20 protein-coding genes are annotated in these 23,406 nt (G+C 67.3%); 10 read left to right on the plus strand and 10 right to left on the minus strand.

Going from position 1 to position 23,406, the window contains the following annotated elements; genetic code table 11:
• Nucleotides 1-300: 300 nt before the first annotated feature.
• Nucleotides 301-1,503: an amino acid aminotransferase gene (locus AC5P9N_RS09630; protein WP_043035284.1), complete on the minus strand. Its 1,203-nt coding sequence runs from the start codon at nucleotides 1,501-1,503 to the stop codon at nucleotides 301-303.
• A gap of 171 nt (nucleotides 1,504-1,674) precedes the next feature.
• Between AC5P9N_RS09630 and AC5P9N_RS09635 the strand changes: the two genes are divergently transcribed.
• Entirely contained in the window at nucleotides 1,675-3,768 is a 2,094-nt protein-coding gene (locus AC5P9N_RS09635) for a TonB-dependent receptor family protein (RefSeq protein WP_099484088.1), read from the plus strand.
• Nucleotides 3,769-3,848: 80 nt separating this feature from the next.
• Here the strand turns inward: AC5P9N_RS09635 and AC5P9N_RS09640 are convergent, their stop codons facing one another.
• Nucleotides 3,849-4,187, minus strand: a complete 339-nt coding sequence (locus AC5P9N_RS09640; RefSeq protein ID WP_005411772.1) for a hypothetical protein — start codon at nucleotides 4,185-4,187, stop codon at nucleotides 3,849-3,851.
• Between the two features lie 147 nt (nucleotides 4,188-4,334).
• Here AC5P9N_RS09640 and AC5P9N_RS09645 point away from each other — a divergent pair, with 147 nt between their 5' ends.
• From AC5P9N_RS09645 to ligD, 3 genes are all read left to right on the plus strand, one after another.
• Entirely contained in the window at nucleotides 4,335-4,733 is a 399-nt protein-coding gene (locus tag AC5P9N_RS09645; protein WP_012478657.1) for a hypothetical protein, read from the plus strand.
• Between the two features lie 164 nt (nucleotides 4,734-4,897).
• Complete coding sequence (ku, locus tag AC5P9N_RS09650; RefSeq protein WP_005411774.1) at nucleotides 4,898-5,818, plus strand: non-homologous end joining protein Ku; 921 nt, start codon at nucleotides 4,898-4,900, stop codon at nucleotides 5,816-5,818.
• A 3-nt stretch (nucleotides 5,819-5,821) separates the two neighbouring features.
• On the plus strand, nucleotides 5,822-8,308 hold the full coding sequence (gene ligD, locus AC5P9N_RS09655; RefSeq protein WP_049461429.1) for a DNA ligase D: 2,487 nt from the start codon (nucleotides 5,822-5,824) through the stop codon (nucleotides 8,306-8,308).
• A gap of 71 nt (nucleotides 8,309-8,379) precedes the next feature.
• On the opposite strand, the gene AC5P9N_RS09660 is transcribed toward ligD, so the two are convergent.
• The 4 genes from AC5P9N_RS09660 to AC5P9N_RS09675 form a co-directional block, all read right to left on the minus strand.
• Nucleotides 8,380-8,772, minus strand: coding sequence for a hypothetical protein (locus AC5P9N_RS09660; protein ID WP_005411776.1), 393 nt, complete (start codon nucleotides 8,770-8,772; stop codon nucleotides 8,380-8,382).
• A gap of 206 nt (nucleotides 8,773-8,978) precedes the next feature.
• Nucleotides 8,979-10,007 (minus strand): alcohol dehydrogenase AdhP, encoded by a 1,029-nt coding sequence (adhP, locus tag AC5P9N_RS09665; RefSeq protein WP_033833528.1) that lies wholly within the window; start codon nucleotides 10,005-10,007, stop codon nucleotides 8,979-8,981.
• A gap of 96 nt (nucleotides 10,008-10,103) precedes the next feature.
• A complete protein-coding gene (gene eda, locus AC5P9N_RS09670; protein WP_005411778.1) occupies nucleotides 10,104-10,742 on the minus strand; it encodes a bifunctional 4-hydroxy-2-oxoglutarate aldolase/2-dehydro-3-deoxy-phosphogluconate aldolase in 639 nt (212 codons plus the stop codon).
• 113 nt (nucleotides 10,743-10,855) lie between these two features.
• Entirely contained in the window at nucleotides 10,856-11,446 is a 591-nt protein-coding gene (locus tag AC5P9N_RS09675) for a cysteine dioxygenase family protein (RefSeq protein WP_005411799.1), read from the minus strand.
• 238 nt (nucleotides 11,447-11,684) lie between these two features.
• Here AC5P9N_RS09675 and AC5P9N_RS09680 point away from each other — a divergent pair, with 238 nt between their 5' ends.
• Entirely contained in the window at nucleotides 11,685-12,740 is a 1,056-nt protein-coding gene (locus AC5P9N_RS09680; protein ID WP_099485208.1) for a LacI family DNA-binding transcriptional regulator, read from the plus strand.
• Nucleotides 12,741-12,849: 109 nt separating this feature from the next.
• On the opposite strand, the gene phhA is transcribed toward AC5P9N_RS09680, so the two are convergent.
• Nucleotides 12,850-13,743, minus strand: a complete 894-nt coding sequence (gene phhA / locus AC5P9N_RS09685) for a phenylalanine 4-monooxygenase (protein WP_033833531.1) — start codon at nucleotides 13,741-13,743, stop codon at nucleotides 12,850-12,852.
• A gap of 125 nt (nucleotides 13,744-13,868) precedes the next feature.
• Here phhA and AC5P9N_RS09690 point away from each other — a divergent pair, with 125 nt between their 5' ends.
• Both AC5P9N_RS09690 and AC5P9N_RS09695 read left to right on the plus strand, forming a co-directional pair.
• Nucleotides 13,869-14,354 (plus strand): Lrp/AsnC family transcriptional regulator, encoded by a 486-nt coding sequence (locus AC5P9N_RS09690; RefSeq protein ID WP_005411782.1) that lies wholly within the window; start codon nucleotides 13,869-13,871, stop codon nucleotides 14,352-14,354.
• A 147-nt stretch (nucleotides 14,355-14,501) separates the two neighbouring features.
• The gene (locus AC5P9N_RS09695) at nucleotides 14,502-15,245 is read left to right on the plus strand and encodes a hypothetical protein (RefSeq protein WP_005411783.1); all 744 of its coding nucleotides are present in this window, start codon (nucleotides 14,502-14,504) and stop codon (nucleotides 15,243-15,245) included.
• A 46-nt stretch (nucleotides 15,246-15,291) separates the two neighbouring features.
• Here the strand turns inward: AC5P9N_RS09695 and AC5P9N_RS09700 are convergent, their stop codons facing one another.
• Entirely contained in the window at nucleotides 15,292-16,284 is a 993-nt protein-coding gene (locus AC5P9N_RS09700; RefSeq protein ID WP_099485209.1) for a patatin-like phospholipase family protein, read from the minus strand.
• Nucleotides 16,285-16,516: 232 nt separating this feature from the next.
• Nucleotides 16,517-17,533: a TIGR00266 family protein gene (locus tag AC5P9N_RS09705; protein WP_049449735.1), complete on the minus strand. Its 1,017-nt coding sequence runs from the start codon at nucleotides 17,531-17,533 to the stop codon at nucleotides 16,517-16,519.
• 158 nt (nucleotides 17,534-17,691) lie between these two features.
• Between AC5P9N_RS09705 and AC5P9N_RS09710 the strand changes: the two genes are divergently transcribed.
• Nucleotides 17,692-19,962: a TonB-dependent receptor gene (locus AC5P9N_RS09710; RefSeq protein ID WP_099485210.1), complete on the plus strand. Its 2,271-nt coding sequence runs from the start codon at nucleotides 17,692-17,694 to the stop codon at nucleotides 19,960-19,962.
• 148 nt (nucleotides 19,963-20,110) lie between these two features.
• Here AC5P9N_RS09710 and AC5P9N_RS09715 read toward each other — a convergent pair whose 3' ends face one another.
• A complete protein-coding gene (locus AC5P9N_RS09715) occupies nucleotides 20,111-20,950 on the minus strand; it encodes an acid phosphatase (protein ID WP_111118444.1) in 840 nt (279 codons plus the stop codon).
• 262 nt (nucleotides 20,951-21,212) lie between these two features.
• On the opposite strand from AC5P9N_RS09715, the gene AC5P9N_RS09720 reads away from it, so the two are divergent.
• Complete coding sequence (locus tag AC5P9N_RS09720) at nucleotides 21,213-22,091, plus strand: lipase family protein (protein WP_005407483.1); 879 nt, start codon at nucleotides 21,213-21,215, stop codon at nucleotides 22,089-22,091.
• A gap of 11 nt (nucleotides 22,092-22,102) precedes the next feature.
• Nucleotides 22,103-23,305 carry a DUF4785 domain-containing protein gene (locus AC5P9N_RS09725; protein WP_099485082.1) on the plus strand — a complete coding sequence of 401 codons (1,203 nt, stop codon included), beginning with the start codon at nucleotides 22,103-22,105 and terminating at the stop codon, nucleotides 23,303-23,305.
• The last annotated feature ends 101 nt before the right edge of the window (nucleotides 23,306-23,406 follow it).

Below are 23,406 nucleotides of genomic sequence, written 5' to 3' on the forward strand. Positions count from 1 at the left end.
GTATGGCGGGGGCGTGCGTGAGCGCGGGAAGGCGTAATCGTTTCCAGATGCGTTGCGCTCGTGGCGCCCTCTCTTCATGTAGGAGCAGCGAGAGGGGCACCGTGGCCAGGACACGCCGTAAACCCATCCCTGGGGGCTCGATCGGCGCATCCATGCGCCTCACGGTCCTGGCCACGGTGCCCCTCTCACTGCGCTTCCTGGTTCGCCGCGAGCGCGGTGGGGATGGCAAAGGCAAGAGCAAAAGCAAAAAAACAAAGGCGCCTTTCGGCGCCTTTGTCTTCAAGCTACTGGAGCGTTGTTTCAGCCCTTGGCGACGGTGGCCACGGCCTTGGCGACGTATTCCAGGTTGTTCTGGTTCAGCGCGGCCACGCAGATGCGGCCGGTGCCGACGGCGTAGATGCCGAACTCGTCGCGCAGACGCTCGACCTGCTCGCGGCTCAGGCCGGAGTAGGAGAACATGCCGGCCTGTTCGTTGATGAAACCGAACTGCGGTGCGCCAGCGGCAGCCAGCTTCTCGACCAGGCCCTGGCGCAGGGCGTGGATGCGCTCGCGCATCTCGGTCAGCTCCTGCTCCCACATCGCACGCAGTTCCGGGTTGGTCAGCACGCCGGCCACCAGCGCGGCACCGTGGGTGGACGGGCTGGAGTAGATGGTGCGGATCACGCGCTTGACCTGCGACTGCACCGCCTTGGCGTCAGCGGCGGTCGGTGCCACCATCGACAGCGCACCCACGCGTTCGCCGTACAGCGAGAATGACTTGGAGTACGAGTTGGCGACGATGAAGCTGTCGATGCCAGCTTCGGCGATGATGCGCACGGCGGCGCCGTCCTGCTCGATGCCCTTGTCGAAGCCCTGGTAGGCCATGTCGATGAAGGGGAACAGCTGCTTGTCCTTCAGCAGCTGCGCGACCTGCTTCCACTGGGTGACCGTGAGGTCGGCGCCGGTGGGGTTGTGGCAGCAGGCGTGCAGCAGCACCACGGTGCCGGCTTCCAGCTTGCCCAGGTCGGCCAGCATGCCGTCGAAATCGACGCCATGGGTGCTCGGGTCGAAGTAGGTGTAATCCAGCACGTCGAAACCAGCGGCGCTGAACACCGCACGGTGGTTTTCCCAGCTCGGGTTGCTCAGCGCAACGGTGGCGTGCGGCAGCAGCTTCTTCAGCACGTCGGCGCCGACGCGCAGCGCACCGCTGCCACCAACGGTCTGCGCGGTGGTCACGCGGCCAGCGGCCAGCAGCGGCGAATCCTTGCCGAACACCAGCTCACGCGTCGCCTGCGTGTACGCCGGCAGGCCATCGATCGGCAGGTAGCCGCGCGGTTTGGCTTCAGCGGCGAGCTGCTGCTCGATCTGCTTGACGGCGCGCAGCAGCGGAATGCGGCCGCTCTCGTCGTAGTAGATGCCCACACCCAGGTTGACCTTGGTCGGGCGGCTGTCGGCGTTGTACGCCTCGGTCAGGCCCAGGATCGGGTCGCCTGGGACCAGTTCCACGTTTGCAAAGAAGGACACGGCGGTACTCGTTCGGTAGACGGAAAGGGGGAGGAAGTGCGCTACGCGGTCCGCGGCTTTTCGGCCGGAAACAGCCCATCGTAACAAAGCCTGCCGGGGCTGGCCGCCGCCATCGTCATCCGCGGCCCCGTACCATGGCGTGCGTTGCCGCCCGATCCATCAACCTGAATCATGAATCCCGCCGCACGACGCCGTTGCCTGCCGCTGTCCGCCCTGCTGCTGTCGCCCTGGACGGCGGTGGCCGAGCCTGCGCCCACCGCCCTGCCTGCGGTGCAGGTACAGGCCGCCCGGGTGCCGGGCATCGATCCGTTCGCGCTGCCGGCCAGCCAGGACACGGTCTGGATCGACGCCAGCCGCGCGGGCACCGGTGCGCAGCTGTCTGAGGCCTTGGCCGCAGTCCCCGGACTGCTGGCACGTGACCGGCAGAACTTCGCCCAGGACACGCAGCTGTCGATCCGTGGCTTCGGCGCACGCTCGACCTTTGGCGTGCGCGGGGTGCGGGTGCTGATCGACGGGGTGCCGGCGACCATGCCTGACGGCCAGGGTCAGCTGTCGCATGCCAGCCTGTTGGGCGCCGAGCGCATCGAGGTGCTGCGCGGGCCGTTCTCGGCGTTGTACGGCAATTCCTCCGGCGGCGTGCTGCAAGTCTGGAGCGCGCAGGGTCAGGCCGGCGACCCGTGGCGGTTGCGCGTGAATGCCGGCGCCGACAACACGCTCAGTGTCGGTGCGCAGCTGAAGGGTGCCGGTCAAGTGCTGGACTACAACATCGCCGCCAATCACTTCCGCACCGATGGCTGGCGGGACCATAGCCGCGCGCGCCGTGAATCGCTCAACGCACGCATCGGTGGAGAGCTGGGCGGTGGGCGGCTGGAGCTGCTGCTCAATGCGCTTGACGCCCCCGATGCGCAGGATCCGCTGGGCCTGACCCGTGCCCAGGTGGCGGCTGATCCGCGCCAGGCCTCGGCAGTCGCGCACCAGTACAACACCCGCAAAACCGTGCGCCAGCAGCAGGCCGGCCTGCGCTGGACCCGTGAAACGGGAGCGCAGCGCTGGCAATTGATGGGCTATGCCGGCCAGCGCGCGGTACGCCAGTACCTGCCGATTCCGCCGGCACCCCAGACCAACAGCCCGCTGCATGCCGGCGGCGTGATCGATCTGCAGGGCGGCTATGGCGGGCTGGACGCGCGCTGGGGCTGGCACGGTGATCTGGCCGGGCGACCGCTGGACCTGGTAGCCGGGCTCAGCGCCGACCGCCAGCGCCAGCACCGCACCGGCTTCGAGAACTTCATCGGCAGCGCCCTGGGCGTGCGTGGGCGGCTGCGTCGTGACCAGATCGACGTCGTGCAGAACGTGGATCAGTTCACCCAGGCCTGGTGGCAATGGAGCCCGCGTTGGTCGCTGCTGGCCGGGCTGCGCCACAGCGCCGTGCGATTCGAATCGAATGACCGCTACATCGTCGGCGCCAACCCCGACGACAGTGGCCACCGCCGCTACCAGGCGACCACGCCGGTGGCAGGCGTCAGCTTCGAGGCCAGCCCGCAGTGGCGGCTGCACGCGGCCGTGGGGCGTGGTTTCGAGACCCCCACCTTCAACGAACTGGGCTATCGCGCCGACGGCCAAGCCGGGCTGGCACTGGATCTGGCCGCCGCGCGCAGCCGCTCCATCGAGGTTGGCAGCAAGTGGCACGCACAGGATGGCAACCAACTCGATATCAGCCTGTTCCGTGCAGATGCCGACGACGAGCTGGCCGTTGCCAGCAATATCGGCGGACGCAGCACCTACCGCAACATTGGCCGCACCCGCCGCCAGGGGCTGGAGCTGCAGTACCGACAGCCGCTGGCCGAGCACCTGGAACTACAGCTGGCGTGGACCTGGCTGCAGGCGCAGGTGCGCTCGCCGTACCTGACCTCGAACACCCTGGTCGCTGCAGGCAGCCGTCTGCCCGGCGTGCCGCGCCAGCAGGCCTTCGCCCGGCTGCAGTGGAGCCCTGCCGATTGGCAGTGGGCGCTGGAGGCAATGGCCAGCAGCGATACCGTGGTCAATGACGTGGCCACCGAGCGCGCGCCGGGCTACGCCCTGCTGCACCTGGAAGCCGGCCGTCGATGGACGCTGCCGGGCGGCGAGCTGCGCGCCTTCGCTAGGCTGGAGAACGTGCTGGACCAGGCCTACATCGGCTCGGTGATCGTCAATGACGGCAATGGTCGCTTCTACGAGCCGGGACCGGGACGGCGAGCCAACGTCGGCCTGCAATGGTCGTGGCGTTGAGTTGGTAGTGCCGGCCGCTGGCCGGCATCGCTCTGTGTAGGGCAGCCCAGACGTTGCCGGCCAGCGGCCGGCACTACCGGTCAGTCGGGGGCCTTGGCTGGCACGAACGGCGAGGTCGGGTCGCTGGCCGGGAAGGTCTCCTCCAGCGCCTCGTCCTGGTTGTCGCTGGCGCGCTGCTTGCGTTCACGGCGCTTGAGCGGGCTCTCCTGGCCACCGCGATGGCGGTCGCCGCCATCCTTGCGGTCCTGGGCCGCCTGTTCAGCCTCGTGCTTCACCGGCAGGTGGTCGTGCTCGGCATCGAAGAACGGCGCGCCGGTGCCGCGGTAGTCGGCGTTGTCGGCATCGCGCTTGCCGCGCTGCTCGCCGGGAATGGGCGGGTGGTTCTCCCGCAGCGGGTCTCGCGAGGTCTCTCGGCTCATGGTCTGGTACCTGCCCTTGGGGGGATTCCACTACACCGCCCCGCAGGTAAAGCCGTTGCGAACCTGGCGTCATGAACATCTCGCTCACCCCCCGGTAACGGCACCGCGCGTATTCCTGCCCACCCGCCCCCGCTGCAGGAGCCGGCCATGCCCCGTCTTGAACGACCCGCACCGTCCGTGTTCAACGCCCTGCTCGATCCGCTCGGCCAGCGCAGCGCGCAGCGCCGTACGCGTCGCCATGAAGACCCCCAGGCGGTGGCGCAGGACTACCTGCAGTACATGCTCAGCGACTACGAGGAGCGCCGCGGGCAGAGCCACCGGAACTGGCGCGACCTGTGCCCGGTGTATGCCTTCGCGTTGACCACGCATGCCGCGGATTGGCCACGCGGTGATGCCGCCGATACCTGCGAGGAACTGGCCGAGCACTGGGAACAGATGCGCGGGCAGTCACGCTTGGGCTGGTCGCAGGCGCGGCCGGTGGTGGAAGACGCCTGGCGCGCGCTGGACCATATTCCGGCGGCGGCGGTGAGGCCGTTGCTGCAGTAGTGCCGGCCGCTGGCCGGCAACCCCAGGAAACTTCAGGCCGCGAGCTCTGCCGGCCAGCGGCCGGCACTACCGCATCTGCGTAGAACCCACGTGCACGGTATCGACACGGGTGGTTTACACCGCCCATCCGAAGCTGGATGCCCTGCCCCGCCAAAGGTACGCCCATGGCCCGCCCGATCTGGACCGGCACGCTGTCGTTTGGCCTGCTCAACGTGCCGGTGTCGCTGATGTCCGGCGAACGCAAGGTCGACCTGCAGTTCCGCATGCTCGATTCCCGCGATCGCAAACCGATCCGTTTCGAACGGGTCAACGCCGACACCGGCGAGGAGGTGCCCTGGAAGGACATCGTCAAAGCCTATGAGTACGACAAGGGCAGTTATGTCGTGCTGGAGGAAGGTGATATCCGCTCGGCCGCGCCTGAAAGCCACGAAGCGGTGGAGGTGGAATCATTCGTGGATGCGGCGCAGATCGACCCGCGCTATTACGAGAAACCGTATCTGCTGGTGCCCGGCAAGAAGGCCGAGAAGGGCTACGTGCTGCTGCGCGAAACGTTGCGCAGCACCGGCAAGGTGGGCATCGCGCGGGTGGTCGTGCGTACGCGCGAATACCTGTGTGCGGTGATGCCGCATGAGGACGCGCTGGTGCTGATGATCCTGCGCTATCCGCAGGAACTGGTGGATCCCGAGGACTACAAGCTGCCCACCGGCAAACTTTCCGACTACCGCATCACCAGCAAGGAAACGGCGATGGCCGAGCAGTTGATCGAGTCGATGGCCGGCGACTGGGATCCGTCGCAGTACCACGATGAATTCCGCGAGCGCCTGCAGCAGGTGTTGAACAAGCGCATCAAATCCAAGGGCGGCACCACGCGGGTGGACGATGAGCCGGCACCGCGCGAGGACGCCAGTACCAATGTGGTCGACTTCATGGCGCTGCTGCAGAAGAGCCTGGATGCGAACAAGCGAACGCCAGCGAAGAAGGCCGCAACGCGCAAAGCAGCCGCCAAGTCGCCAGTGAAGAAGGCCGCAAAGAAGACAACGAAGAAGGCTGCAAAGAAGACCGCACCCCGACGCAAGGCGGGGTGAGCCATGTCGTTGCACCAGTATCGGCGCAAACGCCGGCTTGGCGGTGGCGCCGGGCAGACAACGGAGCCCGACGACACGCCCACACCGGGCGACCCGAAGCAGCGGCCGACCTTTGTCATCCAGCTGCACCATGCCAGCTCGCGTCACTATGACTTCCGCCTGGAAATGGACGGCGTACTGAAGAGCTGGGCGGTGCCCAAGGGGCCTTCCCTGCGCGTCGGTGAAAAGCGGCTGGCCGTGGAAGTGGAAGACCATCCGCTGTCCTACGCCGGTTTCGAGGGAGACATTCCTGAAGGCCACTATGGTGCGGGCCACGTGGAAGTCTTCGATCACGGCACCTGGGCCTGTGAAGGCGATCCACTGCAGGCACTGGCGGCGGGCAGGATCGACTTCGTGCTGCATGGACAACGCCTGGCCGGTGGCTGGAAGCTGGTGCGGACCGCGATGAAAGGACGCCAGGTGCAGTGGCTGTTGATCAAGCGCGGTGACGGGGAAGCGCGCGACGCGGAGGCGGATGACCTGCTGACGGCACCGATGCCGAAACGAACACCTGCGGCGAAGAAGCGTTCCGCGGACAAGACGGCGCGAGCTGCACCCGTCGCACGCACGACCACACGCAAGGCCGATGTGCGCTGGCATGCACGCGCGCTGCAACTGCACGGCGCACGTGACGCACCCTACCCGCATGCATTCAAACCGCAGTTGACCGATCATCGCGACAGTGCGCCGAACGGCGACCGCTGGCTTCACGAAATCAAGTGGGATGGCTATCGCCTGCTGGCTGATCTGCACGATGGCGAGGTCAGGCTGCGCTCCCGCAATGGTCTGGATTGGACCGATGATTTTCCCGAAGTGGTGCAGGCCGTGCAGGCGCTGCCGGTGCGCGATGCACGCCTGGACGGCGAACTGGTGGTGCTGGACAAGGAAGGACGCAGTGACTTCGCAGCGTTGCAGCGGGTGATCGACGGCGGTTCGAAGCAACCGCTGCGCTACATCGTGTTCGATCTTCCGGGCGTGGCTGGAGCGGATATCAGTCGTGCGCCGTTGCTGGAGCGCAAAGCACTCCTGAAAGAGCTCATTGGGCCGGCGCCTGGCACCCTGGCCTTCAGCGAGCACGTGATCGACCATGGCCCGCAGGTGTTCGATGCCAGTGGCAAGGCCGGATTCGAAGGCATCGTCAGCAAGCAGGTGGATGCCCCGTACGTGAATACCCGCGCACGCAGCTGGGTGAAGGTGAAGCACGAAGACACCGATGAGTTCCTGATTGTCGGCTACACGGCACCCAAGGGGTCCCGGGTGGGGTTCGGCTCGCTGCTGCTGGCGACGCCGGACAAGGGCGGCTTGCGCTATGTGGGCCGCGTTGGCACCGGTTTCGACGACCAAAGCCTGCGCGCGCTCCTCAAGGCACTGCAGCCCTTGGCGGTGAAGACGCCCGTGCTGCAGCTGCCGGCGCATGTGCCGTTCCGCGCTGCCAGCGTACGCTGGGTGAAGCCGGTGGCGGTTGCCGAGGTGGCCTTTCGTGGCTGGGGCAAGGAAGGCCTGCTGCGCCAGGCCAGTTTCAAGCGACTGCGCAGCGACAAGCAGAAGGAGGACCTGGGAATGAGCACCGCAGATACCGAAACCGGAGGCGAGGTCGAGATCACTCATCCGGAGCGGGTGGTGTTTCCAAGGCAGAAACTGCGCAAGGGTGACGTGGCCGATTACTACCAGCGCATGGCGCGCTGGATCCTGCCCGAGATTGCCGGACGTCCGCTGTCACTGCTGCGCTGCCCGGACGGCGTGGGCAAGGCCTGCTTCTTCCAGAAGCACCATGGCCCCGGCCTGGGGGACGCGGTACATGCGGTACCCCTGCAGCAGAAGAGCGGCCGCGAGGATTACGTCTACGTCGACGATGCGCGGGGCCTGCTGCAGCTGGTGCAGATGAACACCCTGGAGCTGCATCCGTGGGGCGCGACCGTGGCCGATCCCGAGCACCCGGATCGTCTGGTGTTCGATCTCGACCCAGGCGAAGGGGTGAGCTGGGCACAGGTGAAGGCCGCTGCGCGCGATGTCCGTGACCGCCTGCAGGAGGTGGGCCTGCAGAGCTTCGTGCGGCTGTCCGGTGGCAAGGGCGTGCACGTGGTGGTGCCGCTGCAACCCAAGGCTGGCTGGGACGAGGCCAAGGCGTTCTGCGAGGCGTTCGCGCAGGCAATGGCGCTGGAGCAGCCTGATCGCTACGTGGCGACGATGAGCAAGGCCAAGCGCGGCGGCGTGATCTTCATCGATTGGCTGCGCAACACACGCGGTGCCACCAGCGTGTGTTCGTGGTCGCTGCGCGCGCGCGATGCTGCCGGCGTGGCGGTGCCGCTGCGCTGGGAAGAACTGGCCCGGGTGAGCGCGGCCGACGCGTTTCCGATGGCCAAGGCGCTGGCGCGCGCCAAGCGGCTGAAGGGCGACCCATGGCAGGGCATCGCGCGGTTGAAGCAGAGGCTGCCGTCGCTGAAGCGGTAGAGCCGGCCGCTGGCCGGCAACCTCGGCCATCCTGCAGTTGCCGGCCCGCGGCCGGCACTACCTGCATGCGCTCAGCGCAGATCGCGCGAGGGGCGGCGCCCGAACCACCAACCGACCAGCAGTTGCAACGGCAGCGATGCCAACAGCGAAATGACGAACCAGAACGGGAAGTCCGCACCCGCCGTCCACATCGCGTAGCCACAGCCCAGCGCGATCAGCGACCAGATCGAGAAGCCATGTGAACGCGGCCAGCACGGTGCGTAATAGGTGGCGAAGGAAATGCCGGCGACGCCACCGAGTACGCTGAAGGCCAGGTCCCACCCCAGCTGCACGCTGTTGCTGTCCGGCGACAGGCCCAGCAACGGCGGCAGCCAGCCGGCGACGCTGCTGACCAGCGCAAGCGACAGCACGCCGCCGATCAGGGCGACGATGGACAGGAACAGGGTCTTGAGCAGGCCAGGCATGCGCGTATTGTACGGCTGCCACAGAGTGCCCGCGTTGCCGGCCAGCGGCCGGCACTACCGAACCGACTGGGGTTTGCCGGCCAGCGGCCGGCACTACCGAACCGACTGGGGTTTTGCCGGCCAGCGGCCGGCACTACCGATGGATCGGCATGGCCGCCGTGCCCGTGGGAGAGGGGTACGGAGCAGCGGCGGCCATGCACAGGCAGTCAGGCGGCGAAGTCGAGCACCACGCGGCCTTCGATGGTGCCCGCGTGCATGCGCGCGAACACGTCGTTGATGTTCTCCAGGCGGTCGGTGCTGACCGTGGCTGCGACCTTGCCTTCGGCGGCGAACTGCAGTGACTCCTGCAGATCCAGCCGGGTGCCGACGATCGAGCCGCGCACGGTGATGCCGTTGAGGACCATGCCGAAGATGTCCAGCGGGAAGTTGCCGGGCGGCAGGCCATTGAGCGACACGGTGCCACCGCGGCGGACCATGCCCAGAGCCTGTTCGAACGCCTTCGGCGAAACCGCCGTGACCAGGGCGCCGTGCGCACCGCCGATCTCCTTCCTGAGGAATGCGGCCGGATCGGTGGTACGCGCGTTCACGGTGATCTGCGCGCCGAGCTGCCGGGCCAATGCCAGCTTGTTGTCGTCCACGTCCACCGCAGCCACGTTCAGGCCCATCGCACGGGCGTACTGCACCGCCATGTGGCCCAGGCCACCGATGCCGGAAACCGCCACCCAGTCCCCGGGCTTGGTGTCGGTCACCTTCAGGCCCTTGTAGACGGTCACGCCGGCGCACAGCACCGGCGCGATCTCGACGAAGCCCACTTCTTTCGGAAGCAGGCCGACATAGTTGGCATCGGCCAGTGCGTACTCGGCGAAGCCGCCGTTGACCGAGTAGCCGGTGTTGCGCTGCGTCTCGCACAGCGTTTCCCAGCCACCCAGGCAGTGTTCGCAATGGCCACACGCCGAGTACAACCAGGGGATGCCGACCCTGTCGCCTTCCTTGACGTGCCCTACCCCGCCTCCCACGGCCACGACGTGCCCCACGCCCTCGTGGCCGGGGATGAATGGCGGGTTCGGTTTCACCGGCCAGTCGCCCTCGGCGGCGTGCAGGTCGGTGTGGCAGACGCCACAGGCCTCGATCCTGACCAGCACCTCGCCCGCCCCCGGGCGCGGTACCGAGACTTCCTCGATGACCAGCGGCTTGCCGAACTCGCGTACGACGGCGGCCTTCATGGTGGATTGCATGTTCGGATCTCCGCAGTGCGCTTGCCCACAGAATGACGCCGGCTCGAGGCCGGCGCTTTGATCACGATCAAACCTTTGAAGATCCGTGCAGCAGGTTCAGCTGGCCAGCACCGATGCTTCGCGCGCCAGTCGTTCGATGGCGTCCCAGTCACGGGTCTGCAGCAGCGCCGGGGTGGTCAGCCACGAACCGCCCACGCACAGCACGTTGGGCAGGTGCAGGAACTGCGGCGCGGTCTGCGCGCTGATGCCACCGGTCGGGCAGAACCGCACGTCGGCAAACGGGCCGTGCCAGGCCGCCAGCAACGCAGCGCCACCGGCCTGCACCGCCGGGAAGAACTTGAAGGTGTCCGTGCCGTGCTCCAGGCCCAGGATCAGGTCCGAGGCGGTGGCGGCACCGGGCAGGTACGGCAGGTCGGCATCGCGCGCGGCGGCATACAGCGCCGGCGTTGCACCGGGCGACACCGCGAAGCGCGCGCCGGCCTGCTTCGCCGCCTGCATCTGCGTGGCGTTGAGCACGGTGCCGGCGCCGATGACAGCATCGGGCACGGCCTCGACCATGGCCTTGATCGCATCCAGCGCCTGCGGCGTGCGCAGCGTCACTTCGATCACCGGCAGGCCGCCGCGGAACAGCGCCTGGGCCACTTCGACCGCCTCATTCACATCTTCGGGGGTGTACACCGGAATCACCGGTGCCAGCTTCAACAGCGCGCGCAGGCGCGGATCAGCGCTGGACATGGTCTTGCTCCTTGCCCGATGGGGCATCGCGGATCGCCGCCGGGTCCGGCAGCGCAGCGGCGCATGATGCCATGCGCGCTGCAAAGGTGCTGGTACCCTGCCCTGCGGCGGATTCAGACTGCGTCGGCCTGCAGTGCCTGGATGCGGCGCTGGTACCAGTCACCCCCAAGCGGGTCGAACACCGCGGAACGTTCCATCGGCGCTTCGTATACATGCACCGAAATGGCCAGGGCTTCATCGCTGGCATTGCGCAGGGTGTGGTATTCGTGAGGTGGAATGAGGCTGCCGGCGCTGCCGCAGCCCCCGCGCAGCGCGGCGTGGCGTCGGAAGCGCCAGCGTTCGCCGGCGCATTCCAGCAGCTCGTAACGGGTGATCTCCAGTTCCCCCAACCACACGCCCTCCACACACCACATGGCATCGTGGTCGTGCAGCGGCGTGCCCTGCCCTGGGCCCCAGCTCATGGCAATCACGCTGTAGCCGTGTTCCTGGCTGTGGTACAGCGGGCGTCGCGCGTAATGATCACTGACCGGACGGTGCACGCATTCGGGTAGCTCGATGCGGCTGTCCGCGATGGCTTCCTGCAGCGCCAGCTGCAGGTCGGCGGTGATGCGCCCGGCATCACCGGAGGTCATCGCCGCGTCGACTGCGGCGATCAACCGGTCGCGGCCACGGAACGCCGGAAACGGAGAAGTCTGCAGGTCCATGCCCCGACTGTAGCGGAGCATGGTTAAGGGAATGTTGGTGTTCGCGCGCGTGGCACCCGCATTCATGGCAAGCACGCGTGAAAAACGGTTCAGATGCAAACGCAGTAGAGCGATCACAATGGAACCTCACGCGGTGGAACGTGTCGAACACGGTCTGTGCCGCTCCAGCTGCGACATTCCGCAACTTCGCGCCCAACGGGCGCAAGGCTAGAATTCTCCGACTTACCTGGTTCTATACATGTCAGTGCGAAATATGAGCGATGCCGCGTTGCCGGCATCGAAAGGCAAGGCTGCCACGATCAACGACATCGCACGACTGTCGGGAGTTTCCAAGAAAACGGTTTCAAGAATCATCAACAACTCGCCGCTGGTGCGCAAAGACACCCGCGACAAGGTCGAGGCGTTGATGCGCGAGGTCGGTTACGTGCCCGACCCCCTGGCGCGCGGACTCGCGTTCCGCCGCTCCTTCCTGATCGGCCTGGTGTACGACGACCCCGGCGCTCAATGCATTGTCGACCTGCAGCACGGCGCGCTGGAAGCGCTGCGCGGCACCGGCTATGAGCTGGTGGTGCATCCTTGCGACAGTCAGGACCCGGAGTGCGCGCAGGGCGTGCGCCGCTTCGTGCAGCAGCAGAAGCTGCATGGGGGGATCCTCGGCCCGCGTGCATCCGAATCGGTTGCACTCGCGCAGATGCTGGACGACATCGACTGCCGCTACGTGCGGATCAACGCGCATGCGTCGGAAGAAGACGTGCAGGCGGTGGTCACCCACGATCGCGATGGCGCGGCAGCAGCAGCGGGCTACCTGCTGTCGCTCGGCCACCGCGACATCGCGGTGATCGCCGGACCGGGTGACCGGCGCGCGGCGCGTGAGCGTACCCATGGCTTCCTTGACCGGTTGGCCCAGGTGGGGCTGACCTTGCCGGGCGAGCGCGTGCTGGAAGCGTGCGACACCTTCGAATCCGGCGTGCATGCCGCCGAACGGTTGCTGCTGGGGGAACGCCGCCCCAGTGCGATCTTCGCCGGCAACGACGAGATGGCGGCCGGTGTCTACCAGGTCGCGCTGCGTGCGGGTATTGCCGTGCCACAGCAGCTGTCGGTCGTCAGCTACGACGACAGCCCGCTGGCGTCGCGGCTGTGGCCGCCTCTGACCTCGGTGCGTCGCCATGTGTCCGATATCGGCCGCGTGGCCGCGTCGATGCTGGTGCAGGCCGACGTGCCGGATGCGCCGACCGCAACCAGCGTGCATCCGCAGTTGATGGTGCGCGGTTCCTGCCGGGCCGTGGACGCCTGACTGCCCTGCCCTCGCCGCGCCGCTGCAATGGCGCAGGCAGGCAACAACGAAAACGGCGCATCCAGGTGCGCCGTTTTCCTTTCAATGCGAAGCGCTGTACGCCGTGCGCTTACACGTCGCCGCCGTCGGCCCAGCCTTCACCGGTGCCCTTCTGGAACACGCGGTCATCGCCCTGCACATCGCCTGCCGGCAGATGCGCCTGGCTGGCCAGTGCCGCGTAGATCGGGGTGAAGTCCGGCGACGTCGCCTGCATCAGCTGTTCGAAGCTGTCGATGACGAAGTAGGTCTTCTGGAAGGTGTCGATGCGGTACTTCGTGCGCATGATCCGCTGCAGGTCGAAGCCGATGCGGTTGGGCGCGGCCGATTCCAGCGAGTACAGCGACTCGCCCTTCGACGACACGATGCCGGCGCCGTAGATGCGCAGGCCTTCGGGCGTATCGATCAGGCCGAACTCCACCGTGTACCAGTACAGGCGGGTCAGGTTCTGCAGTGCATCCGGGCCGATCGCGTGGGCTTTGACGCCGCCACGGCCGTACGCCTCCATGTAGTCGGCGAACACCGGGTTCATCAGCAGCGGCACGTGGCCGAACAGATCGTGGAACAGGTCCGGCTCGGCGATGTAATCAATCTGGTCCGGGCGACGGATCCACCAGGTCACCGGAAAACGGCGATTGGCCAGGTGGTCGAAGAAATCCAGTTCCGGCAGCAGGCCTTCAACGCCGACCAGGGTCCAGCCGGTGGCGGCGCCCAGCACTTCGTTGAGCTGGTCGAAGCGCGGAATCATGTGCGCGCTCATGCCCATCTCGTCCTGTGCATCCAGGAACTCCTGGCAGGCGCGGCCGACCAGCAGCTCGCGCTGGCGCTGGTACAGCGTGCTCCAGGTGGCGTGGTCGTCGGCGGTATAGGTGTCCCACGGCTGCTCGACGAGCGCGGTGGTGTACACCGGCACGTAGCCCTTGTCGGTCTGCTGGTGTTCGACGCGGCGGGGCTGGGCGAGGTCCATGGGGCACTCCTTGACGGGATGCCTACGATGCTAGGGCAGAGCACGCGCAACAGGGTTGCAAAAGTTGCGCCCGTTGGCCCTCTTGGCGCAATATCCTTGCGTACTCACCATGTTGCGGGGCAACAATGGCCGGAGAAGTCCAGTTTGATCGCACGGATATACGCCTGCTGGCTGAAATCCAGCGGGATGGGCGCGCCACCAACGCCGAACTGGCGGCGCGGGTGAATCTTTCGCCTTCGGCCTGCCTGCGGCGGTTGCAGCGGCTGGAAAGCGAGGGTGTGATCGTCGGCTATGGCGCGCGGCTGGAGCCGCGGCAGCTGCGGCTGGGCCTGCAGGCCTTCGTGCGCGTGCAGCTGGAAAAGCACGACCAGGCCGCCATCGGCCACTTCGTGGACAGCGTGCAAGCGTGGGACGAGGTGGTGGCCTGCCATGCGCTGACCGGCGACATGGACTACCTGCTGCACGTCTACGTGCGCGACCTGGAGCACTTCTCGCGCTTCCTGCTGGACCGGTTGCTCAACGCCGGTGGCGTGGCCGATGCCAATTCCAGCTTCGTGCTGCGCACGGTGAAGGGTTTCCAGGCACTGCCGCTTTCGCAGCTGGAGTCGTGATCATCCGGCGGATGTGGGAGAGCGTGACTTGCTTTGCATCCTGGGCGACGCAAGGCATTTTCCTACGGCGAGACGGATGAACCTCTGACAGAGTGACGCAATCAGCCTTCCTAGACTCACTGGACAACCCTGTCCGGAGAGATCGACATGAAAGTCTGCCTTGCTCCAGTCATTGCCCTGCTTGTTGCTGGCCTGATGCCGGCCGCTGCGGGTGCTTCCCCCCAGATCGCCAACGCCCAACCTCTGGCGCTGAGTTGCGGTACCACTGAATTCGTCGGCATGACCAGCAACTCGTCGACGCTGGCCAAGCGCCAGTGCAATGGTAGCTATGTCTATGGAATCGGCGTCTCGGTCAATGAAGCGGTGGAGAACCTCAACGGCTTCATGGCGGTGCTGCAGGCCGGCGTGAGCTGCAGCGCGGATGCCAGCAGCATCGTCAGTGGTGCCTACGGCAAGGGTGTTTTCGCCCAGTTTGTCTGCAATGGCTGGTCGATCGCCGGCGTGGGCAACTCACCCACCACCGCGGCGCGCAACTCGCTGGCCATCGCGACGGAAATGGCGGCCACGGGTACCCATTGCGCAGCGCCGCTGCAGGGTTCGTACTATCCGGAATCCTGGGGGTTCCGTTTCCGCTACGACTGCGGCAACACGCAGACCCTGAAGAGCTGGTCCATCAGTGGGCTCGGTGCCAGCATCGATGACGCCAACGTCATCGCCATGCGACTGATGCGTTACTCCACAGCGGCAGGCCAGAGCTGCAACTTCGAGAAGGCCGAAATCAATGGCGTCATTCTGCACGCCACGCTGGTCTGCAACGGCTCGTACATCCATGGCTACGGCAGCTCGGTGACGGCCGCAGCCAACGACGCACTGGCCCAGATCGGCGCCTGACCCGTCGTGAGGCCCCTGGGGGTGACCCGCATGGAGCGGGTTGCCCTCAGCACTTGTCCTTGCGGCCCATCAGCTTGCCCAGGCGCGAGGCTTCCTCGCACTTGGGGGCAGCCACCGGCGCCGGTGCAGCGGCCGCAGCACGCGCACGCTGCAGCTGCTGGATCCTGGCGCGGATCTGCGGCATTGCGGCCATCGCGGCCTTTTCGCCTTCCAGGATCGCCGTGCCGCGCTGGCTGAAATCGGCAGCGCCGATGTCCAGCACCTTCGGCCGGATGACGGCGTCGGCGCGTGCCAGTTCCTGTTCGCCCAGGCGCTGGCCCATGATCGAGATGGACTGGTTGACGATGCCCAGCATGTCGGTCGGCGCCTTGCCGCTGGCCTTGCTGGAGATGTCCACGGCGATCACGAAGTCGGCGCCGAGCTGGCGCGCGGCATCCACCGGCACCGGGCTGACCACGCCGCCATCGATGTAGTTGCGACCGCCGATCTTCACCGGTTCGAACACGCCGGGAATGCTGCTCGACGCGCGCACCGCCTGGCCGACGTTGCCGCGCACGAAGATCGCCCGCTCGCCGGTTTCCAGCTGGGTGGCGACGGCGGCGAACGGCTTCTTCAGGCGTTCGGCCGGACGGTTGGCAACCTGTTCGTTGACGTAGTCCTGCAGCTTCTGGCCCTGCACCAGGCCACCGGAGAACAGCCGCACGTCGCGGATGCTGGCTTCATCCAGCGCCACCGCCTTGCTCTGCATCTGGAACGCGTCCATTCCGCTGGCGTACAGCGCGCCGACCACGCTGCCGGCACTGGTGCCGGACACCACCGCCGGTTCGAAGCCATTGGCTTCCAGCATCTTGATCACGCCGATGTGGGCAAAGCCCTTGGCCGCGCCACCGCCGAGTGCGATGCCGATCTTCACCGGCTTGGCCTGTGGCACCACGGTCGGCGCCGGCGGCGGCGTAGGGCGGACCGGATCGCCACCGCAGCCGGCCAGCAGGCCGATCAGGGCGACGGACAGCAGCATGCGGGGGCGGAACAGGCTCATCGGCAGTGCGCTCGCGGCGCCGGATTCAGGAAAAGGCGCCAGCATACCGAAGCCGTGGCGGGGCGGGCAGGGTGGGAAATATCGCCCATTCATAAAGGTGCCGGCCGCTGGCCGGCAACCATAGGGAAACTGGCAACGGTCCATGGGGGCTGCCGGCCAGCGGCCGGCACTACCGGGATGCGCGCCAAGATCCATGGGGCTGCCGGCCAGCGGCCGGCACTACCGGAGGCGGTCAGAAGCGGTTGTCGCCGTCCAGCATCCGGCCTAGGCCGCCCAGTACCGAACCCTCGCCGCGGTTCTGGCCACCGCCCTGCGGCGCGGCCATCCACATGCGGCCGGCCAGGCGCGAGAACGGCAGCGACTGCAGCCAGACCTTGCCTGGGCCGGTCAGCGTGGCCAGGAACACGCCCTCGCCGCCGAACAGCATGCTCTTGATGCCCGCAACACGGCGCACGTCCATGTCCACGGTCGGGTGGTAGGCCACCACGCAGCCGGTATCCACGTCCAGGCGCTCGCCGGCAGCCAGCTCGCGTTCCACCACGCAGCCGCCGGCGTGGATGAACACCCAGCCGTCGCCTTCCAGCTTCTGCATGATGAAACCCTCACCACCGAACAGGCCGGTCATGATCTTGCGCTGGAACTGCACGCCGATCTGCACGCCGCGCGCACCGGCCAGGAAGCTGTCCTTCTGGCAGATCAGGCGGCCGCCGTGCTGGTCCAGTTTCATCGCCAGCACCGTGCCCGGGTAGGGCGCAGCGAAGGCGACCTTGCCCTTGCCGTGCCCGCTCTGCGTGTAGACGGTGGCGAACAGGCTCTCGCCGGTCAGCACGCGCTTGCCGGCGGCCATCACCTTGCCCATGAAGCCGCCCCCCTGGTCGCCGTTGGCGGCGCCGAACACCGTGTCCATCTGTACCGTGGCGTCCTTGAACATCAATGCGCCGGCCTCGGCGATGGCGCTCTCGCCGGGGTCGAGCTCGATCTCCACGAACTGCATTTCATGGCCGACGATGCGGAACTCGATGTCGTCGGCGCGGCTGCTGGCGCCGGCGGGGACCGGCGGTGGGGTGTTGGGCATGCCCGGGGCCGCCGCCTGCAGCTCGGCCACCTCGGCGATCGGTGTCCACCCGCTCATGCCCTGGCACCAGGCCAGCGCGCGCGGATTGGCCTGCGCGTAGCGGCGCGCGGCCTCGTCATCAAGCGGGCCGATGCGCTCGGCCTGGGCGGAGGCATGGAAGTACCACTGGGTCATGGCGGCGGGTCCGTCGCGTTGGAAACCCCGAGTCTAGCGAGCGCCCGGGGGCGCCGGCGACGGGGCCATGAACGGCGGGCATTTGCGGCGTAGGTGCTGTATTGCAACAATTATCTGGTAGCGCCGTTTTACCACCCCTCCAAACACAGCCTACCGCCATGTCCCCGACCCGTACTTCCCGTGGCCGCCTTCCGGTCGCGCGCCCCCTCGTTGCCGCTCTTTCCGCCCTGCTGCCGCTGGTAGCAGCCGCTCAGGAAACCCCCGCCGCCAAGGATCCGGTTGCCCTCGATGCCCTGCAGGTGACCGCGCAGCGCCGCGTCGAGAACGCCAAGGACGTACCGGTCGCACTGAGCGCGATCCAGGGCGAGAAGCTGGATGTGCTCGGCTCGGCCGGCGATGACATCCGCTTCCTGGCCGCGCGCGTGCCCAGCCTCAACATCGAGTCGTCCTACGGCCGTGCCTTCCCGCGCTTCTACATCCGTGGCCTGGGCAACACCGATTTCGACCTCAATGCTTCGCAGCCGGTGTCGCTGGTGTATGACGACGTGGTGCAGGAAAGCCCGCTGCTGAAGGGCTTCCCGCTGTTCGACCTGGCCAACGTGGAAGTGCTGCGTGGCCCGCAGGGCACGCTGTTCGGCCGCAACACCCCGGCCGGCGTGGTCAAGTTCGATTCGGCGCGACCGTCGCAGGATGCCGACGGCTACGTGCGCGTGGGCTACGGCAGCTACAACAGCTGGAACGTGCAGGGCGCCTACGGCGGCCCGCTGACCGACCGCTGGTCGGCACGTGTCTCGGCGATCTACCAGCGCCGCGATGACTGGGTCGACAACACCCGCGCCGGTGCCCCCAACAGTGGTTTCGAAGGCTATGACGAAGCCGCCGGCCGCGTGCAGTTCCTGTACGAAGGCGACGACTTCGAAGCGCTGTTCAACCTGCACAAGCGCAAGCTCAACGGCACCGCCCGCCTGTTCCGCGCCAACATCATCCAGAAGGGTGGCAATTCGCTGGTCGAGAACTTCGACCGCGACAAGGTGGCCAACGACGGCGTCAACTTCTCCGACCTGGAAACCTGGGGCGGCAGCGCGCGCCTGCAGTGGAACCTCGGCTCGGTGACGTTGCATTCGATCACCGGCTACGAGACCGCCGAATCGCTCAACCGTGGCGACATCGACGGCGGCTACGGTGCGGCCTTCCTCGGTGCTGGCAACTACGGCCCGGGCCTGATTCCGTTCTCCTCGGAGTCGGCTGATGGCCTGCCGCACCATCGCCAGTGGACGCAGGAATTCCGCGTCGAGTCCAACGAGTGGGGCCGCTTCGATTGGCAGGCCGGCGTCTTCTACTTCGATGAAGACGTGACCATCAACAACTTCAACTACGACTCGCTGACCCCGGGCAATCCACAGACCGGCCACGTGGTGCAGAACCAGCGCAACAAGGCGTGGGCGGTGTTCGCTTCGGGCGACTTCGATGTCACCGATCGCTTCAAGCTGCGCGCCGGCGTGCGCTACACCCAGGACAAGAAGGACTTCAGCGCCAGCGTGCTGCAGGCCGTTCCGTTCGGCACCCCGGTCAGTGGCCCGTACCTGGCCAACACCGACGTCAACGACGTCAGCTGGGATGTCAGCGGCGTGTACAAGCTGACTGATGACATCAATGCCTACGCCCGCGTCGCCAAGGGCTTCCGCGCACCGTCGATCCAGGGCCGCCTGGCCTTCGCGCCGGGCCTGTCGCAGGCCGACTCGGAGAAGGTCATCTCGTATGAAGCCGGCATCAAGGCCGACCTGTTCGAGCGCCGCGCGCGCCTGGGCCTGAGCGTGTTCCGCTACAACGTCGATGGCCAGCAGCTGATCGCGGTGGGTGGCAGCAACAACACCGCCACCCTGCTCAACGCCGACAAGACCATCGGCCAGGGCGTGGAACTGGACCTGGAAGCCTACCTGGCCGACAACGTCCTGCTGACCTTCGGCAGCAGCTACAACGACACCGAGATCAAGGACAAGGATCTGGCGGTGGCGATCTGCGGCGGTGGCTGCACCATCAACGACCCGACCACGGTGATCAACGGCCAGACCTATGCGCTGGTGAACGGCAACCCGCTGCCGCAGGCGCCGAAGTGGATCCACAACGCGACCCTGCGCGTGGGCTTCCCGCTCAGCGATGGCAGCGAGCTGTATGCCTACACCGACTGGGCCTACCGCAGCGCGGTGAACTTCTTCATCTACGAGTCGCCGGAATTCCGCGGCCGTAGTTCGCTGGAAGGCGGCCTGCGCCTGGGCTACAACTGGGATTACGGCCAGTACGACGTGGCCGTGTTCGGCCGCAACCTGACCAACCAGACCCGCGTGGTCGGTGCGATCGACTTCAACAACCTGACCGGCTTCCTCAACGAGCCGCGTACCTGGGGCGTGGAGTTCACCGCGAAGTTCTGATGCGGTGGCTGCGTTGATGCAATGAAGAAGGGCCGGCGCAATGCCGGCCCTTCTTCGTTCGGTGTCCGCCGGGCATGGCCCGGCGCTACCCATGCGTCGCAACCGGTAGTGCCGGCCGCTGGCCGGCAACGAGTGATCCGGCGCGCGCTTACAGCGCGCTCTGCGGGCGCACCTTCAGCACCGCGTTCTCGGTCGCGCAGTCGCGGCTGGAATGCAGGCCGGCCTTGCGCGCGGCAGCGATCTCCTTGCGCGCGGCCAGCAGGTCCTTGTTGAACGCAGCGTTGTCGTGCAGGCGGGCCACCGCGGCGGCGCCCATGAAGCGGCCTTCGAGGATGTCGCTCTGCCAGTGCACGTTGCAGACCAGGCGGCTCTCGCCGTAGTTGCGGCCACGGGCCTGGATGGCATCGGCGCGGTCCGGCGCGATCTCGGACAGGATCAGTGCCCAGGCCCAACCGATCGAGGTGTGGCCGGACGGGTAGGAACCGTTCTTGCGCAGGCCTTCCTCGTCCTTCGGCGAGCAGGTCGGTTCACCATTGACCATGAACGGGCGCGGGCGCTGGTAGTGGTTCTTGGCCGCCTTGGTCGCCGCACTGGCGTCGATCCGGCTGCGCTCCAGCAGGCGATACAGCGCCGGGGTCTTCACCGCATCGACGTCGATGTCGGCGGCGCAGGAGAAGTGGTTGGCGCCTTCGGGGAAACCGAGTTCCGCATCGACACCGGCCTGGGCGAAGCGCGGGCTGCCACGCAGCGCGCGGGCTTCACGGCTGACCTGCTCGTCCAGGGCGAGCGCGGCCGAACCGGCCACCGGTGGTGCCGGTACCAGGTCGAGGCTGGCCGGAACCGCGCTCTTGTCCAGATAGCCCACCGCCTTGGTGGTGATGTTGGCTTCGACGGCGGTCGGCTTGGTGGCGGTGGCGGCACAACCGGCCAGGGCCGCGACGACGGCAAGGCCGAGCAGCGGGCGGGCAGGGTGGGAAATCAGCGACATGGACAGGCTCCGGGAGAGAAAACAACGCGCCATGATCGCAGCCCCCATACGACACTGCAGTGGCCATCGGTCATACGGCCAGACCCGGCATGGTCATTGTCGCGATATGAAAAGCGTCATCGTTTGACGTCAGTCTCCTGATTCCGGGCGCAGCGCACGGACTTTCACGCCGCTGCACCGCGAGCATCGGCACAACGGCAAGCGCCAGGGCCGTCCAGTTCCAGCCGGGTCGGGGGGATCCGAAGACAGAGGGAGAGAAGCGATGCGCAGCACCGCAACAGGAAGTACCGTCCTGGCCCTGCTCCTCGGGCTTGCAACAGCGCCGGCGCAGGCCGCCGACGTGGTCGGCGTGGCCTTCGTGCATGGCACCGGCGCGCAGACCAACGCCACCCAGGACTACTGGCAGCCGGCGATCATCGACACCGTGCGCCAGGGCCTGCCGAACAGCAGCAACTACGTGGTCATCAACTGTGACTTCACCCAGTACATGTGGAAGCCCGAAGCTGCCGGTTGCCTGGCCAACCAGCTGACCAGCTTCATCGACAGCCGTGGCATTACCCAGCTGGTGGTGATCACCCATTCCAACGGCGGCAATGTGGTGCGCTGGATCCTGTCCAACCCGACCTACGACAGCCGCTATCCGAAGATCATCCGCACGGTGCGCAAGGTCACCGCGCTGGCACCTTCCTCGGCGGGTACGCCGTTGGCCGATGCGGTACTCAACGGCAACACCTTTGAAACCTCGCTGGGCTGGCTGCTGGGCTACAAGAACGACGCGGTGCGCCAGCAGCAGGTGGCGAGCATGGCCACCTACAACGCGCAGAACCTGTATGGCACGGCCGGTCGCCCGGCGCTGCCCAAGCCGTTCCGCGCGGTGGTCGGCAGCGACGTGGAATCGGCGGTGTGGGACAGCAACAGTTACTGCGGCGGCTATGCCGCCAACGTCGGCCTGGAGTTCACCCAGAACTGGCTGTCGTCCTGCTCCGATGGCTTCCTGGAGTGCAGCAGCCAGAAGGCCGCCGGCACCACCTGGTTCACCGACAAGGCGCGTACCCAGGGCGCAGAACCGCTCAGCCACAACCAGAGCCGCCGCGAGTGCTTCGGCCTCGGCACCCTGCTGCGCAACGACCTGACCCAGTGAGGGAGACGACCATGACGATTCAATCCACCCTGCTGGCCGGCGCCGTGCTGGCAGTACTGTCCCTTTCCGCAGCGCAGGCCGCGCAGCCACTGCAGGCCGTCCGCGCAGGCGATCAGGTGCCCGCGGCGCTGGTTGCCGCGCCGATGCCGGCCGATGACAGCGAACGCGTGCCGCTGTCCTTTGCCTGGGCCTTGGACCCGGCGCAATCGCTGCAGGCGGCTACGCCGTATGCCTCGGTCAGCCGCAGCTACTGGCAGCAGGTCGATGGCGCGCAGCTGCAACGCGGCCTGGAGTTGCCGCTGACGGCGCCCGACGCGGTGATCCAGCTGAGCCCGGCCGAAGGCGCGCGGGCAGTGCCGGCAAATGCGTTGCAAGTGCGCGACCCGGCGGGCCGCAGCAGCGTGGCCCGCAGTGTCGACGCGCGCGCGCTGCAGCAGGCCGGCATGCCGGTGAGGGATGGCAGCAGCATGCTGCGCACCGGCGCGACCAGTGCCGCCGGTGCGTACACGCTGCAGAGCGCGCAGGCACAGGGCCGCTACGTGGTGCAGGTGCTGGAGCCGAACAGCCCGCTGCGTCTGGAAGTGCAGGCCAACCAGGCGCAGGTGCTGGCCGGCGGCAACGTGCAGTTGCAGGCACGCCTGTTGGAAGACGGCGCCACCACCGCGCAGCTGGCCTCGCGTCGTGGCGGCCTGGGCGGTGAAGCCCTGCTGGTCGCGCCCGATGGCCGCAGCTGGCCGCAGCGGTTGCTGCGCACCACCGATGGTGCCCTGCGTGCGCAGGTGCGGATTCCGGCTGATGTCGGCAACGTGCAGGGGCTGTGGGAACTGCAGGTGTTCGCCCAGGCCGATGGCGTGCTGCGCGATGGCAAGGTGGCCTTCGCGGTGGCGCGGCCCACTGCGCGCTTCAGTGGCCAGGCGGCACCGGACCCGGCCAGCCGCCAGGTAGCGCTGCCGCTGCAGGTGGCCGCCGCCGGTCGTTACGAGGCGCGCGGCACGTTGTATGCCACCGGCCGCGATGGCCAGCTGAAGCCGGTGGCGCAGGCGCACGCAGCCGCGTGGTTCGATGGACCGGGGCGTGGCCAGCTGGTGCTGCCGTTCGATCAGGCCGCGTTGCCGGTTGGGTTCGGCGCGCCGTACGAGCTGCGCGACCTGCAACTGCAAGACCAGAGCCGGATGGCACCGATCGAGTCACGCGCGCTGGCGTTGCGGTTCTGAGCAAGGCGGTGGCGGGCCGGAACATCCGGCCCGCTGCACCGGCATGGCGACGGAATGGCATCACGACGGGAATGGCACCACGACGGGGTAGAGTCGACTGT

It is taken from the genome of Stenotrophomonas sp. YJH_SMC_6 (assembly GCF_059371335.1).

Coding starts and splice junctions, on each gene's coding strand:
- AC5P9N_RS09645 (WP_012478657.1), top strand. CDS start 4,335: ATGCCCCGTCTTGAACGACCCGCACCGTCCGTGTTCAACGCCCTGCTC.
- AC5P9N_RS09695 (WP_005411783.1), top strand. CDS start 14,502: ATGAAAGTCTGCCTTGCTCCAGTCATTGCCCTGCTTGTTGCTGGCCTG.
- AC5P9N_RS09715 (WP_111118444.1), bottom strand. CDS start 20,950: ATGTCGCTGATTTCCCACCCTGCCCGCCCGCTGCTCGGCCTTGCCGTC.
- AC5P9N_RS09725 (WP_099485082.1), top strand. CDS start 22,103: ATGACGATTCAATCCACCCTGCTGGCCGGCGCCGTGCTGGCAGTACTG.
- AC5P9N_RS09675 (WP_005411799.1), bottom strand. CDS start 11,446: ATGGACCTGCAGACTTCTCCGTTTCCGGCGTTCCGTGGCCGCGACCGG.
- AC5P9N_RS09635 (WP_099484088.1), top strand. CDS start 1,675: ATGAATCCCGCCGCACGACGCCGTTGCCTGCCGCTGTCCGCCCTGCTG.
- AC5P9N_RS09720 (WP_005407483.1), top strand. CDS start 21,213: ATGCGCAGCACCGCAACAGGAAGTACCGTCCTGGCCCTGCTCCTCGGG.
- AC5P9N_RS09660 (WP_005411776.1), bottom strand. CDS start 8,772: ATGCCTGGCCTGCTCAAGACCCTGTTCCTGTCCATCGTCGCCCTGATC.
- AC5P9N_RS09680 (WP_099485208.1), top strand. CDS start 11,685: ATGTCAGTGCGAAATATGAGCGATGCCGCGTTGCCGGCATCGAAAGGC.
- eda (WP_005411778.1), bottom strand. CDS start 10,742: ATGTCCAGCGCTGATCCGCGCCTGCGCGCGCTGTTGAAGCTGGCACCG.
- AC5P9N_RS09700 (WP_099485209.1), bottom strand. CDS start 16,284: ATGAGCCTGTTCCGCCCCCGCATGCTGCTGTCCGTCGCCCTGATCGGC.
- adhP (WP_033833528.1), bottom strand. CDS start 10,007: ATGCAATCCACCATGAAGGCCGCCGTCGTACGCGAGTTCGGCAAGCCG.
- AC5P9N_RS09705 (WP_049449735.1), bottom strand. CDS start 17,533: ATGACCCAGTGGTACTTCCATGCCTCCGCCCAGGCCGAGCGCATCGGC.
- phhA (WP_033833531.1), bottom strand. CDS start 13,743: ATGGACCTCGCCCAGCCCCGCCGCGTCGAACACCAGCAGACCGACAAG.
- AC5P9N_RS09640 (WP_005411772.1), bottom strand. CDS start 4,187: ATGAGCCGAGAGACCTCGCGAGACCCGCTGCGGGAGAACCACCCGCCC.
- AC5P9N_RS09690 (WP_005411782.1), top strand. CDS start 13,869: ATGGCCGGAGAAGTCCAGTTTGATCGCACGGATATACGCCTGCTGGCT.
- ligD (WP_049461429.1), top strand. CDS start 5,822: ATGTCGTTGCACCAGTATCGGCGCAAACGCCGGCTTGGCGGTGGCGCC.
- AC5P9N_RS09710 (WP_099485210.1), top strand. CDS start 17,692: ATGTCCCCGACCCGTACTTCCCGTGGCCGCCTTCCGGTCGCGCGCCCC.
- ku (WP_005411774.1), top strand. CDS start 4,898: ATGGCCCGCCCGATCTGGACCGGCACGCTGTCGTTTGGCCTGCTCAAC.